We start from the raw sequence: 13,159 nt of genomic DNA on the forward strand, positions 1-13,159 counted from the left end.
ATATTGGTAAATACCTGTCAGTATGCTCAGCAACCCAAGACAGAGGAGCACGCCCGTGCCTTCATTCTCGAACACGCTTGAACAGGCCATTCACGCAGCGCTAGCGCTTGCGAATGAGCGACGTCACGAATTTGCCACGCTGGAACACCTGCTTCTGGCTCTGACCGATGAGCCCGACGCCGCCCGCGTCATGCAGGCCTGTAGCGTCGACCTTGGCGAATTGCGCAGCGCCCTGCTTGAGTTTGTCGATGAAGAATTGTCAAATCTCGTCACCAGCGTCGAAGGCTCTGAGGCCGTGCCCACGGCTGCTTTCCAACGGGTGATCCAGCGTGCAGCGATTCATGTGCAATCTTCTGGCCGCACTGAGGTCACCGGTGCCAATGTGCTGGTGGCGATCTTTGCCGAACGTGAAAGCGACGCGGCCTATTTCCTGCAGGATCAGGAAATGACCCGCTATGACGCGGTGAATTTCATCGCCCATGGCGTGGCCAAAGATCCAGCCTTCGGCGAGAGCCGCACTGTAAGCGGCTCCGAAGAATATGAAGAGACCTCACAACAGCAGCCACAAGCAGAGGGCGGCGAGAAAAAAGAGAGCGCGCTTGCCAAATATTGCGTCGATCTCAATGCCAAGTCCCGCGATGGTGATATTGACCCCCTGATCGGTCGTTCCCAAGAGGTTGAGCGTTGCATTCAGGTGCTCTGCCGCCGTCGCAAGAACAATCCGCTCTTGGTGGGTGATCCTGGCGTTGGTAAAACCGCCATCGCCGAAGGCCTGGCGCGCAAGGTCGTACAGGGCGAAGTGCCTGAAGTACTCTCTGAAACCACCATCTACTCGCTCGATATGGGCGCGCTTTTGGCGGGCACACGCTACCGTGGTGATTTTGAAGAACGTCTCAAAGCAGTGGTCACCGAGCTGGAAGATCACCCTGACGCGGTTCTGTTCATCGATGAAATCCACACCGTTATTGGTGCGGGTGCGACGTCTGGCGGCGCAATGGATGCTTCAAACCTGCTGAAACCCGCTCTGCAGGGCGGCAAGCTGCGCACCATGGGCTCCACCACGTACAAAGAGTTCCGCCAGCACTTCGAAAAAGACCGCGCGCTCAGCCGCCGGTTCCAGAAGATCGATGTGAATGAGCCTTCGGTCGAGGATTCGATTGCGATCCTAAAGGGGCTGAAACCTTATTTCGAAGACCACCACGGCATCAAATTCACCGCAGATGCGATCAAATCCGCGGTGGAGCTTGCCGCGCGTTATATCAATGATCGCAAACTGCCCGACAAGGCCATTGATGTGATCGACGAAGCCGGTGCTGCCCAGCATCTGGTTGCGGAAAGCAAACGTCGCAAGACCATCGGCGTCAAAGAGGTTGAGGCCGTTGTTGCCAAGATCGCCCGCATCCCACCCAAAAGCGTTTCCAAAGACGACGCCGAGGTTCTGAAAGATCTGGAGAAAACCCTGAAACGGGTTGTCTTTGGCCAGAACGACGCGATTGACGCGCTCTCAAGTGCGATCAAACTGGCACGTGCGGGCCTGCGAGAGCCGGAAAAACCCATTGGGAACTACCTGTTTGCGGGCCCCACTGGTGTTGGTAAAACCGAGGTCGCCAAACAGTTGGCTGATCAGCTTGGTGTTGAACTGCTGCGCTTTGACATGTCCGAATACATGGAAAAACACGCCGTATCACGCTTGATCGGTGCGCCTCCTGGCTATGTCGGCTTTGATCAGGGCGGCCTACTGACTGATGGCGTTGATCAGCACCCACACTGTGTGTTGTTGCTGGATGAGATCGAGAAGGCCCACCCCGACGTCTTTAATATCCTGCTGCAGGTCATGGATAATGGCCAGCTCACCGATCACAACGGCCGCACTGTGAACTTCCGCAATGTTGTGCTGATCATGACGTCCAATGCTGGTGCGTCCGACATGGCCAAATCCGCAGTGGGCTTTGGCCGTGACCGTCGCGAAGGCGAAGACACCGCCGCAATCGAACGCACATTCACACCGGAATTCCGCAACCGTCTTGATGCGGTGATTTCCTTTGGCGCGCTGCCAAAAGAGGTGATCCTGCAGGTTGTTGAGAAATTCGTGCTCCAGCTCGAAGCACAGCTGCTGGATCGCAATGTCTCGATTGAGCTTACCCGCCCTGCTGCAGAATGGCTCGCTGACAAAGGCTATGATGAGAAAATGGGTGCGCGTCCTCTGGGCCGTGTGATCCAGGAATACATCAAAAAGCCCCTCGCCGAGGAATTGCTCTTTGGCAAGCTCACCAAGGGTGGCCTTGTGAAGGTTGGCGTCAAGGATGGCAAACTGGACCTACGCATTGAAGGCCCAGCAAAGCCTCGGATCTCTGGCAAAAAACCCCCACTGCTCACTGCGGACTAACGCAATGAAATACGCATTGGCTCTGGCCATAACGCTCGCCTCCCCTCTGGGGGCGAGCGATTTTTCTGCGCCCTTGTTGGATTGGCCGGTGGATTGCGTCCTCAACCACTCCTGCCATCTGCAGCAATATGTGGATCACGACCCCGGCCCCGGCGCAAAAGACTTCCGCTGCGACGCTCTCAGCTATGATGGCCATAAGGGCACTGATATCGCTCTGCCCTCGCTTGCTGCAATGATGGCGGGCGTCAGTGTTCGCGCAGCCGCAGATGGCATCGTCGCAGGGCTACGCAATGACATGGCCGATCTACGATACGAAAACGGCACTGACCTACAAGGGCGTGACTGTGGCAACGGCGTGGTGCTGCAACACTCTGACGGTTGGGAAACCCAATATTGCCACCTGAAACAAGGCTCTGTTCAGGTTACGGTTGGCCAGTCCATTGCGGCAGGCACCGCCCTTGGTGAAATCGGCCTGTCCGGCAAAACACAGTTTCCACATCTTCACCTGTCCGTCCGCCACAACGGTGCAGTGGTGGATCCGTTTGCAGCGACTTTCAACACATGCGACGCAGCACAACAGAGCCTTTGGAGCACCTCTCTACCCTACGAGCCAGGTGGCTTAATCTCCGTTGGTTTCAGCCAAGCCGTCCCCAGCTATGACGCAATTCGTGCAGGCACCACCCGCGCAGATCTCACCACCACCTCACCTGCGATGGTGGTTTGGGGCTATCTCTATGGCGCACAAAAAAATGATGTGGTGCAGCTACAGATACACGGCCCCAAAGGGGAAGTGATCGCCCATTCTGATATCTTAGACAAAGATCAGGCCCAGCTCTTTCGCGCGGCAGGAAAACGTCTGCGGGCCCCAAACTGGCCGCAGGGCATCTACCACGGCACCGCCCGCCTCATCCGCGACGGGGTCCTGGTCGACAGCAAAACGATAGAGCTCACCTTGAACTAAGGTGAAACCGCCTTGCGCAGCAAGGCCACGCCCAACCGGTGCACTGCCCCAAAGGGGCACAGCGCACTGGGCGGGAGTTCTCCCCCTAGACCTTGCGCCCCACTAGTCAGCACCCAACACTCAACGCTCGGTAAATTTCAGCTCGATACGGCGGTTCTGCGCGCGCGCCTCAGCGGTGTCACGTGGGTCCACCGGTTGGAATTCGCCGAACCCATTGGCTGAAAGCCGCTCGGGCGGCAGGCCCAGGTTTTCAACCATATACCGTACAACCGACAACGCCCGCCCCTGGCTCAGCTCCCAGTTATCTTCAAACTTCGGGTGGTTGATCAGCGGATCATTGTCAGTATGCCCATCGACGCGGATCACCCAGTTCAGCTCAGATGGGATCGCAGCTGCAACGCTTTGCAAAATCCCTGCCACCTTTGCCACTTCGGCCCGGCCCGCCTCAGACAGATCCGCGCTGCCTGGATCAAACAATACTTCGGAGGCAAACACAAAACGGTCGCCCTGAATGCGCACCCCGTCTTGATTGCCCAACAGATCACGCAGCCGTCCAAAAAACTCGGAGCGATAGCGCGCCAGATCTTCGCTTTCGGCCTCCAGTGCCTCCGCCTTTAACGCCAGTGCCTCGGCTTCGTCCTCGGCGCGCTTGCGCTCTTCTTCTTCCAACAGACGGCGCTTGCGCTCTTCCGAGGCCGCCCGCGCCAGTGCAGTGTTCAGATCCTGGCCAAGGCTTTGCAACTGAATGGATTGCGCCGCATCCCGATCCTTGAAATCATCAAGCAGCGCTTGCAGACCACCAAGCTGCCCACGCAGGGCTGCAACCTGTTGATTGAGCAACGCTGCTTCGCGTTGTGCCTCAGCGGAAACAGCTTCTTCATTTGCAAGCGCAGCATTGGCTTGCGCCAGCAATGCAGCCTGCACATCCGTGGCATCCAAGGCTGCTGCCTCAGCCGAGCGCAATCGCTCCAATGCCTCGGAAAGATCACCTGACAATGTTTTTTCAGCAGCCTGCGCCGCCGCCAGCAATGTCAGAGTGTCCTCAGCAGCCTTGCGCTCCGCCTCAAGCGACAATGTCATTGCGGTCAGTTCCGCATCGGCATTCTGTAAACGCTCCTGCAACGCTTTTGCCGCCGCAGCCTCAGCCAAACGCGCGGCCTGCTCTTCTAGGCGCGCCGCTTCTTCGTCGCTCAGCTGGGTGTTCAGCTCAGCAATCTCGCTGTCACGCGCAGCCAGATCCTTTGTGCGTTCAGATCCTTCGCGCTCCAGATCCGCTACCAAAGCCTGCAGCGCTTCGCGTTTGGCCGCATCCAGTCGCGCAGCCTCTGTTTGGGCGTCTATTTCACCACGTGCTGTTGCCAGTGCAAGGTTGAGCCGCTCTTGCTGGCTCAGCAGTTCCACTTCTCGGGCGTCTTGATCGGCGCGCTCCGCAGTTAAGGTCGAAACCTGGCGTTCCGCATCATCACGGCTACTGATCAACGCCGCCACCTGCGCCTCAAAGCCCGAGATCCGGCTTTGGGCAATTTCCAATTCAGACGCGGTCAGATCCTGCTGCGCTGTCAGTTCCGCCAACGCCCGATTACGCGCATTCAGCTCAGACCGGGTGGAGGACAATGTTGTGTTCAGCGCACCAAGACGCGTTTCTAAACCGGTGCTTTTACGCTCTTCCAGTCCAAGCGCGGCAGCCAGTGCCCCAACTTCGCCTGCAAGGTCATCCAGTTCGCTTTCTTGACCGGAAATAGTTTCGCGCAACACAAATTGCACCATCATAAAAATGGTCAGAACAAACATCAAAACCAGCAACAAGCCAGTCATTGCATCCACAAACCCCGGCCAGATCGAAGCCTGAAATCGCTGACCCGTGCGCCGAGACAGAGCCATGGATCAGGCCCCTTCCTGCGGTGGCCGTGTTGTGTTCACCCGAGGTGGGTGGGCAAAGGCCTTGATCATCAGGTCGATATCTTTGCGCAGTTCAGCAAGGCTCTCTTGGCGCCCTGCCGAAATCTCCTCGAGGATGCGCAGCATCTGCACATCAATCGAGCGCAGCCGCATCCGGCTTTCGGCGTCAATGCCCACATCGCCCTGTGCGCGCATGATTTCGACCAGTGCCTCTTGCCCCACGGCGATCCGTTCGATCGAGGCAGACAAAGATTCGGTGCGGTCTTGGCGCGCATTCATCTGGGAAATCACTTCGATAAGCGCATCCATCTTGCGATCCACCTCAGCGCGCGACTGGGCCGTATCCATGAACATCGCCTGTAGCGCGTCCATTTGCTCAGCCATGGTATCTAGAACCTGACTGACCGCGCCACCTTCGCCGGTCGAATCTTCCGACGACAGGCTCACGCGGGTAAACGACGATAACCACTCTTCCAGTTCGCGGTAAAACCGGTTCTGGCCGTGCCCTGCAAAAAGCTCAAGCAACCCAACAATCAAAGATCCCGCCAAGCCCAGAAGCGATGAAGCGAAGGCCACGCCCATACCGCCAAGCTGGCTTTCAAGCCCGCTCATCAAACGATTAAAGACGGCGAGCCCTTCTTCGCCTTCCTGCGGCGCAAGGCTGCGAATGGTGTCCACAACAGCAGGAACTGTGGTGGCCAACCCATAGAAGGTTCCCAAAAGCCCCAGGAAAATCAGCAGGTTGACGATATAGCGTGTAACATCACGCTCTTCGTCGATCCGAGTTGCCACTGAGTCCAGAATGGAGCGTGTTGAGGAAGACCCCAGCTGCATTCGCGCTCCACGTGAGCGCAACAAAGATGCCAAGGGGGCCAACATCGACGGCGTGCGATCATCATCATATGTCTCGCCGCTGGCAAAACGTTCAATCCAACGCACAGACCCAATCAGCTGTCCCACCTGCCAGAAACACGCAAGCACCCCGATAACAAAGACAAACAGGATAAACCCGTTCAGCCAAGGATTGGCCTGAAACACCGGCAACACCCGCGGCAACGCCACAAAGGCGCCAAATCCGGAAAGCCCAAGCGCGATCAACATCATGATCACCTGTCGGACGGGTTGGGAAAACTGCGGTCTGGCCTCGCGCCCTGTTTGCGCCATCTTGGTCGGCTCCTGACACCTAATTTCTGCTCGCGCTCAACGGGTAGCCTATAAGGAAAGTGCCAGAACTGCCAAGCGTTTATACGCTCAATTCACGCACCCGTTGGGCCAGCCAGTTCAAATCGTGATCTTCCAAACCGATCTCAGCCAGATGCTCGGCAGTATTGTACAGATACTCGGGATTTGGCCCCCGTCCGCCCACCGCATGGGCGATCACATTGGCCTGCCGCTCAAGGCTGAGCCCACCGCAATATTGTTCGTGCTGGGGATCAATCACATAGGTCACCGCAGTCACACGTTCACCGCTGGCGAGTGTCACTTCAAGATCACGTTCCACATAGGCAGATGAAATCAGCTCGCGCTCACGCAAAGCTGCGAGCGTTGCCTCTTCGTGGCCAGCCTCAACCGAAAGTGCCATACCGGTGCATTCCGCGTCATCGGCCGCGTCCAGTGCCAAAACCAGACCCGGTTTTTCCTCGCTGCCCCGATGGTGGATCGACCACATGCAAAACGAACGGTGATAGCCCGCTAGCGTCGCTGCCTCACGCCGCGCAACTGGGAACCCGGGGTTCCACAGCAGCGATCCATATCCAAACACCCACATTGTCATCTTGCTGGTCCTTTTTGCGACCAGCTTATAAACAGCATTTCACAAGCGCGAAAAGGGGTGTGGCATGCGCAGGCTAATCAAATGTCTTATTGTGGCGTCCGTGCTGTGGGGGGGCTATTGGGGTCTGGCGGCCTGGGCACTGCGCCAAGGGTTTGAAACCTGGTTTCAGGAACGTGTCCGTGAAGGCTGGCATGCGGAATTTGAACAGCTTGATACCGCTGGTTTCCCCAATCGTCACATCACAACGATCGCTAATCCCGCACTGGCAGATCCCGGCACCGGCACCGCCTGGTCGGCTGATTGGATCAGCTTTGACAGCGCAGCTCTTTCCCCGACGCATCAAAACCTGCGTTTTGCCGAGACAGCCCAGCGCCTGTCCTATTTTGACCAAACACTGACGCTTCTGGCGCAGGGTCTTGTCGCCAGTCTGGATCTGGCTCCGGGCACCGCGCTTAGCCTGCAAGAGCTCCGCCTCGCCTCAGATGCTATCGCTCTGACGGATGCAACAAACTCCACGATTTCCGCCGAAGCGCTTGCGTTTTCGATGGTCGAAAGCGATGCGACGGCAACCTACGATATCTCAGGCGAAATTACCGGCTTCGCGCCGCAGGGTCTTTTGCGCGAACAGCTTTTGCCTGCCCTGCCTGCACAGGTTGACCGCCTCGCCCTGTCCGCCACCGTGGAATTTGACACGGAATGGGATCGCCGTGCGCTGGAACTACGTCGCCCGCAACCGCGCCAGATCTCATTACACGAAGCAGAAGGCAAATGGGGACCGATGCGCATTCGGGCCACTGGTGCGCTCACGATTGATGAAACAGGGCGTGCGGAAGGCGCCATCACGCTGCAGGCCGATCATTGGCGCGAGATGCTGACGCTTCTGGAAGAAAGCGGCGTGCTCGCCGCCAAAACCCGCAGCAATCTGGAACGGTTGATTGCCATTCTGGCCGGACGCAGCGGCCATCCGGACAAGCTTGAGGCAAAACTCGGCTTCAGTCGTGGTCAGATGCTTTTGGGGCCGCTCCCTTTGGGCCCTGCCCCGCGGTTCATCCTGCGCTAAAATCACGCTTGACCTAAACCATGGTTGAGCTTCCACAAACAGATCGCACTCACATTGGTGCGATTTGTTTTATAGGATCTCAATCATGCATGTCTTAACCGTTCTGGATCACCCGGATCCCAACTCCTTTAGCGCAGCACTGGCACAATCATTTGTCGAAGGCTGCAAAATCGCAGGTCACAGCACTGAATGCGCCGACCTTCATGCGGAAGGATTTGACCCACGCTGGACCCTGGCCGACGCCAAAGGCACGCCGCAAGCCGATATCATCGCAGAGCAGGATCGGATCGCGCGCGCCGATGCGATCTGCTTTCTTTTTCCGCTGTTCTGGTGGGGCATGCCCGCTATGAGCAAAGGCTGGCTTGAACGGGTCTGGGCCTGGAAATGGGCCTATGATCAACTCGATGATGCGGAAAAATCATTGCAAAGACCACGTTCGGGCCTCCTGCTTGTGCCTGCGGGTGCGCGCGAAGATGAGGTTGTTCAAAACGGCTACCGCGCCGCGCTTGATCGCATATGGCTCGATGGCACCTTTGGCTATTTCGGCTTTGCGCCGCGTCGGCTGGAACTGCTGTGCGGCGCTGAAGGCTCAGCCAAGCGCCGCGAAGGATTGCTCACACGTGCCCATGAACTTGGCCGTACCTTGCCAACACCTGCGCACAAATCATAAACGCCCGGCCGGAGCGCAACCGCACCACGCGAAAAGCGTGGTGCTCGGCCCAAGGCTCGAATGGGGCGCAAGCCCCCTTGAGGCGCGGGAGCCCGCCCTTAGCGGCAATAGGGCCCGCTGCGATGACTGGCCGTATCGAAATGGAAGTGATCTTGATGATACCGGTCTGCACGTGGTCCCAAAACAGTGCCAAACGGGCCACAGGCTGCTTTCCACACCTTTTCCAATTGCTTGCGGGTTTTGCGCTTCTTCCAGCCCTTCAGAACTGTAATGGTCTCGCCGTTTTTCAGAATGAAGCCGGAAATGTCGATTGCCTTCCCGCGCCCATGTTCTGAGATCTTCGCGCCCGGACGATTGTTGCGGGTTCGGCAGGAATAATGTGCTGCCACACGCAGCCCAACCACTTTCTTGCGAAACGCGGGCTGCACCCCTTTTTCGACCCAGGTCTTCAGCGCTTGTGCGGTCTCGCAGGTCATAACCGAATGCTGGCTGAGGCTGACACCAGACACCGCGCTGATGCGCACGGCATCCTGCGCTCCGCAGCCCTTTAGTTTTCCAGGCACAGATCCAACCACTTCACCGGTCAAATCGGGATCGCCACAGATCGCATTGCGCTTGCGTTTGCGGCGACCAAATAATGCGGGTTCTGAACCTTGATATGGCAAAATGCCTGTCGCGGCAGGCGGCGCAATCGCGGCCACATCAAACAACGGCAGGCTCTCCTCCGCAAAAAGCGGACCCGCCATCAACACCAATGCAGCAATCAAACGCGCTTTCATCAGGTGCTTTCCCGGCCAAAGTTTGGCTCGGCCGTATCCTGCCCCGCTTCAATAATGCCACGGCGAATGGCACGGGTGCGGGTGAAATAGTCGTGAAGATGCTCCCCGTCGCCGGTGCGAATGGCGCGCTGCAATGCAAAAAGCTCTTCGGTAAAACGGCCAAGTATCTCCAGCGTGGCTTCTTTGTTGGTCAAAAACACGTCGCGCCACATGGTTGGGTCCGACGCGGCGATCCGGGTGAAATCGCGAAAGCCCGCGGCTGAGTATTTGATCACTTCGCTGTCAGTCACCCGGCGCAGATCATCGGCCACGCCTACCATCGTATAGGCGATCAGGTGCGGCGCATGTGATGTGACCGCCAGCACCAGATCATGGTGATCGGCGTCCATCTCATCCACATTGGCACCCATCCCCTCCCACAATGCACGCAGCTTTGCGGTGGCTGCCGGGTCTGTGCCTTCAACAGGAACGAGAATGCACCAGCGGTTGTCGTAAAGCTCTGCAAAACCGGATTCAGGTCCGGAATGCTCGGTTCCTGCCAGCGGGTGCGCGGGTACAAAATGCAACCCCTCGGGCAGATGTGGGGCAACTGCATCAATGACATGGCGCTTTACGGATCCCACATCGCTGATGGTTGCGCCCGCCTTCAGGTGTGGTGCGATCTCTGCCGCAACGGGGCCCATGGCACCAACGGGAACACAGAGCACCACAAGATCTGCATCTTTCACAGCCTCAATCGCGCTGTCACAGATCCGGTCACACAGGCCAATCCGGCGCGCGGTCTCACGTGTTTCTGCGCTGCGGGCATAACCTGTCACTTCGCCAGCAAGCCCTGCACGTTTCATCGCCCAAAACATTGACGAAGCAATGAGCCCCAGACCAATCAGCGCAACGCGCCCGTAAACCTCGCTCATGCGCGCGCACCTTCCTTGAATGCTTTGATTGCAGCCGCCACCGCGCGGCAGCCTTCTTCGTCGCCGACAGTGATGCGCAGCGCTTCGGGTATGCCGTACCCTGCCACCTTGCGCACAATCACCCCACGCGATTGCAGCACTGCATCGCAGGCATCAGCCTCAGCCTGATCCGCAAACCGCGCCAGAATAAAATTGGTTTGGCTCTCATCTGATGCCACGCCAACCGCGGCCAGCTCTGCCGCAAGCCAGTCGCGCCATTTGGCGTTTTCCTGCTGGCAATGCGCAAGGTAGTCGCGGTCCAACAGTGCTGCCTCAGCCGTGGCCAGAGACAGGTTCGACAGGTTGAAGGGCTGGCGCACCCGGTTGAGCACATCAATGATTTCTCGCTGGGCATAGCCCCAGCCAACACGCAGACCACCCAGCCCGTAAACCTTGGAGAAGGTACGCGTCATGATCACATTGGGATGCGCATCGACAAAGGCCGCACCCCCATTAAATGGCACATCACCCCGTACAAATTCCGCATAAGCACCATCAATCACCAACAGCACATGCTGCGGTAGCCCCTCGATCAGCCGCGCCACTTCTGCATCTGAAATCATGGTGCTGGTGGGATTGCCCGGATTGGTCAGAAACACCAGCCGCGTGCGCTCTGTCACCGCGTTCAGGATATAATCCACATCCACACGGCGTTCCGTTTCCGGCACGCACACAGGCGTTGCCCCCGCCTGACGGGCCAGGATCGGATACATGGAAAACCCGTGTTCGGTATAGATCACCTCATCACCGGGCCCTGTGTAGGACTGCGCTATAAACTGCAGCACCTCATCACTACCAACACCGCAGATCACCCGATCGGCATCAAGCCCGTGCACGTCACCAATGGCTGCGCGCAGGGATGCGTGATCCGTGGTTGGGTATCGATGCAGATCCGGGGCCGCCGCCTGTGCTGCGGCAATTGCCTTTGGGCTTGGGCCAAGCGGGTTCTCATTTGCACTGAGCTTGATAACCCGCTCCTGTCCGGCCACATGGGATTTGCCTGCCTGATAGAGGGCAATCTCCATGATTCCGGGCTGCGGTGTGATCTGCGTCATAGCTTGGGCTCCTTTAATCGCCCCACTCATATCGACACCGCCGCAAATGGGAAAGCAGCAAGAGCACGCTTCCCCGCAATCTTGTGAAATTTAGCCGCGCCTGTTGCGCAAGTTAGTGACCAAAGACTGAATTTGGCACCCAAGTCACCCGCTTGCCGGCTCCTCCCATTCGCATATGCAGACAGGCGGTATTGAGGCGCTGAAAATAAAGTGCTTCCAGCGGATACCAGCCCGCCTTTGGCACTTCGACATCCACTGCAAACGTGGTGTCACAGGACTGGCGACCATCAAATTCACCCACAACCTGGCCGCCAACTTTGGCCAGCAGCCCATCATTGGTCAGGAAATCAATGGTATAGGTCCCGGCCGCCTCAAAATGCATATAGCCTTTAATGTCAGCAACCACGCGCTCTGAACGTTTCGAGGTCATCACCTTTTCACCGATGGCGGTGTCAGAATGATCAAGCCCCGCGATCGGAGCCCCCGCCTCGACCTGATACCGCAGTGCATTGGCAGCAGATTTCAGGCTCTTCACATCCGACGGATAGGCATATTGCACCGCAAGACCCGGTTTCAGATTGCTGGGTTGTGGATCCGCAGGCTCAAGCTTCAAAGGCGCGGCCAATGCCATCTGTGCACAGCCCAGCGCCCCCAGCACAAGGGCTATCATTTTCTTGGTCATATCATCTCCCCTTGGACGTGTTTCAGGCCAACCGGCCCCACCGTCTCTCTGTACATCCCGTTCGAGATTAGAAAGCCTATTCGATTTTGGCAAACGCCAAGGGTTGCGGCGCGAAAAACCGCGTATAGGTGCAACCGTCAAGGCACAGGGTGTGGACAGGCCGCCGTGCACGGGGCGCGCACAGGTTACCCAAAAGAAAAAGGGCCGCACCAAGGCGACCCTTTCGAAATCTTTTGAACGTCGGCGAAGATTAGTTCTTCGCGTAGAATTCAACAACCAGGTTTGGCTCCATGATGACCGGGTAAGGTACATCCGCCAGGCCAGGCGCGCGAACAAAAGTCGCGGTCAGCTTGGAGTGGTCTACCTCAACGTAGTCAGGCACATCACGCTCTGCCAGCTGAACAGCTTCCAGAACAACAGCCAGCTGCTTGGATTTGTCGCGAACAGAGATCACGTCACCTTCTTTAACGCGGTAAGACGGGATGTTCACTTTCTTGCCGTTTACTTCCACGTGGCCGTGGTTCACGAACTGGCGCGCCGCAAATACGGTCGGCACGAATTTCGCTCGGTAAACAACTGCGTCCAGGCGGCGCTCCAGCAGACCAATGAGGTTTTCACCGGTGTCGCCTTTTACACGCTCAGCTTCGGAGTAGATGCGGCGGAATTGCTTCTCGGTCAGGTCGCCGTAGTAGCCTTTCAGCTTCTGCTTGGCGCGCAGCTGGATACCGAAGTCGGACAGTTTGCCCTTGCGGCGCTGACCGTGCTGGCCGGGGCCATATTCACGACGGTTCAGCGGGGACTTCGGACGGCCCCAGATGTTTTCGCCCATACGGCGGTCAATTTTGTACTTGGCAGCGGTACGTTTAGTCATACGCTGATCTCCTTCGATAAAACGAGGCCAGAAAGGCCACTATGAAGGGCGTTGTCCTCTTGGGCAGAT

At 57.6% G+C, this 13,159-nt stretch carries 12 protein-coding genes; 4 read left to right on the forward strand and 8 right to left on the reverse strand.

Annotation, left to right across the window (positions count from 1 at the left end; all coding sequences use genetic code 11):
- Positions 1-55: 55 nt before the first annotated feature.
- Positions 56-2,386, forward strand: a complete 2,331-nt coding sequence (gene clpA, locus GG681_RS16960) for an ATP-dependent Clp protease ATP-binding subunit ClpA (protein ID WP_328593434.1) — start codon at positions 56-58, stop codon at positions 2,384-2,386.
- Between the two features lie 4 nt (positions 2,387-2,390).
- Entirely contained in the window at positions 2,391-3,347 is a 957-nt protein-coding gene (locus GG681_RS16965) for a M23 family metallopeptidase (RefSeq protein ID WP_153549231.1), read from the forward strand.
- Between the two features lie 120 nt (positions 3,348-3,467).
- Here the strand turns inward: GG681_RS16965 and GG681_RS16970 are convergent, their stop codons facing one another.
- From GG681_RS16970 to GG681_RS16980, 3 genes are all read right to left on the reverse strand, one after another.
- Positions 3,468-5,228: a peptidoglycan -binding protein gene (locus GG681_RS16970; protein ID WP_153549232.1), complete on the reverse strand. Its 1,761-nt coding sequence runs from the start codon at positions 5,226-5,228 to the stop codon at positions 3,468-3,470.
- A gap of 3 nt (positions 5,229-5,231) precedes the next feature.
- Complete coding sequence (locus GG681_RS16975; protein WP_153549233.1) at positions 5,232-6,410, reverse strand: biopolymer transporter ExbB; 1,179 nt, start codon at positions 6,408-6,410, stop codon at positions 5,232-5,234.
- 79 nt (positions 6,411-6,489) lie between these two features.
- Positions 6,490-7,020: a gamma-glutamylcyclotransferase gene (locus tag GG681_RS16980; RefSeq protein WP_153549234.1), complete on the reverse strand. Its 531-nt coding sequence runs from the start codon at positions 7,018-7,020 to the stop codon at positions 6,490-6,492.
- Positions 7,021-7,084: 64 nt separating this feature from the next.
- Between GG681_RS16980 and GG681_RS16985 the strand changes: the two genes are divergently transcribed.
- The gene (locus GG681_RS16985; protein ID WP_153549235.1) at positions 7,085-8,080 is read left to right on the forward strand and encodes a DUF2125 domain-containing protein; all 996 of its coding nucleotides are present in this window, start codon (positions 7,085-7,087) and stop codon (positions 8,078-8,080) included.
- Between the two features lie 85 nt (positions 8,081-8,165).
- Entirely contained in the window at positions 8,166-8,750 is a 585-nt protein-coding gene (locus GG681_RS16990; protein ID WP_153549236.1) for an NAD(P)H-dependent oxidoreductase, read from the forward strand.
- Between the two features lie 98 nt (positions 8,751-8,848).
- Here GG681_RS16990 and GG681_RS16995 read toward each other — a convergent pair whose 3' ends face one another.
- From GG681_RS16995 to rpsD, 5 genes are all read right to left on the reverse strand, one after another.
- Positions 8,849-9,529: an extensin-like domain-containing protein gene (locus GG681_RS16995; RefSeq protein ID WP_153549237.1), complete on the reverse strand. Its 681-nt coding sequence runs from the start codon at positions 9,527-9,529 to the stop codon at positions 8,849-8,851.
- A complete protein-coding gene (locus GG681_RS17000; RefSeq protein ID WP_153549238.1) occupies positions 9,529-10,443 on the reverse strand; it encodes a prephenate/arogenate dehydrogenase family protein in 915 nt (304 codons plus the stop codon). The genes GG681_RS16995 and GG681_RS17000 overlap by 1 nt, the downstream gene beginning before the upstream one ends.
- On the reverse strand, positions 10,440-11,537 hold the full coding sequence (gene hisC, locus GG681_RS17005) for a histidinol-phosphate transaminase (protein ID WP_153549239.1): 1,098 nt from the start codon (positions 11,535-11,537) through the stop codon (positions 10,440-10,442). Before hisC ends, GG681_RS17000 begins: the two co-directional genes overlap by 4 nt.
- A gap of 112 nt (positions 11,538-11,649) precedes the next feature.
- Entirely contained in the window at positions 11,650-12,219 is a 570-nt protein-coding gene (locus GG681_RS17010; protein ID WP_153549240.1) for a PA14 domain-containing protein, read from the reverse strand.
- 250 nt (positions 12,220-12,469) lie between these two features.
- Complete coding sequence (rpsD, locus tag GG681_RS17015) at positions 12,470-13,090, reverse strand: 30S ribosomal protein S4 (RefSeq protein WP_153549241.1); 621 nt, start codon at positions 13,088-13,090, stop codon at positions 12,470-12,472.
- Positions 13,091-13,159 lie beyond the last annotated feature (69 nt).

The sequence above is a fragment of the Tritonibacter aquimaris genome (assembly GCF_009617595.1).
GTDB lineage: Bacteria > Pseudomonadota > Alphaproteobacteria > Rhodobacterales > Rhodobacteraceae > Epibacterium > Epibacterium aquimaris.

What these genes read in the sequence shown, in the direction of transcription:
- GG681_RS16965 (WP_153549231.1), top strand. Translation starts at nt 2,391, where the DNA reads ATGAAATACGCATTGGCTCTGGCCATAACGCTCGCCTCCCCTCTGGGG.
- GG681_RS16970 (WP_153549232.1), bottom strand. Translation starts at nt 5,228, where the DNA reads ATGGCTCTGTCTCGGCGCACGGGTCAGCGATTTCAGGCTTCGATCTGG.
- GG681_RS16975 (WP_153549233.1), bottom strand. Translation starts at nt 6,410, where the DNA reads ATGGCGCAAACAGGGCGCGAGGCCAGACCGCAGTTTTCCCAACCCGTC.
- GG681_RS16980 (WP_153549234.1), bottom strand. Translation starts at nt 7,020, where the DNA reads ATGACAATGTGGGTGTTTGGATATGGATCGCTGCTGTGGAACCCCGGG.
- GG681_RS16985 (WP_153549235.1), top strand. Translation starts at nt 7,085, where the DNA reads ATGCGCAGGCTAATCAAATGTCTTATTGTGGCGTCCGTGCTGTGGGGG.
- GG681_RS16990 (WP_153549236.1), top strand. Translation starts at nt 8,166, where the DNA reads ATGCATGTCTTAACCGTTCTGGATCACCCGGATCCCAACTCCTTTAGC.
- GG681_RS16995 (WP_153549237.1), bottom strand. Translation starts at nt 9,529, where the DNA reads ATGAAAGCGCGTTTGATTGCTGCATTGGTGTTGATGGCGGGTCCGCTT.
- GG681_RS17000 (WP_153549238.1), bottom strand. Translation starts at nt 10,443, where the DNA reads ATGAGCGAGGTTTACGGGCGCGTTGCGCTGATTGGTCTGGGGCTCATT.
- hisC (WP_153549239.1), bottom strand. Translation starts at nt 11,537, where the DNA reads ATGACGCAGATCACACCGCAGCCCGGAATCATGGAGATTGCCCTCTAT.
- GG681_RS17010 (WP_153549240.1), bottom strand. Translation starts at nt 12,219, where the DNA reads ATGACCAAGAAAATGATAGCCCTTGTGCTGGGGGCGCTGGGCTGTGCA.
- rpsD (WP_153549241.1), bottom strand. Translation starts at nt 13,090, where the DNA reads ATGACTAAACGTACCGCTGCCAAGTACAAAATTGACCGCCGTATGGGC.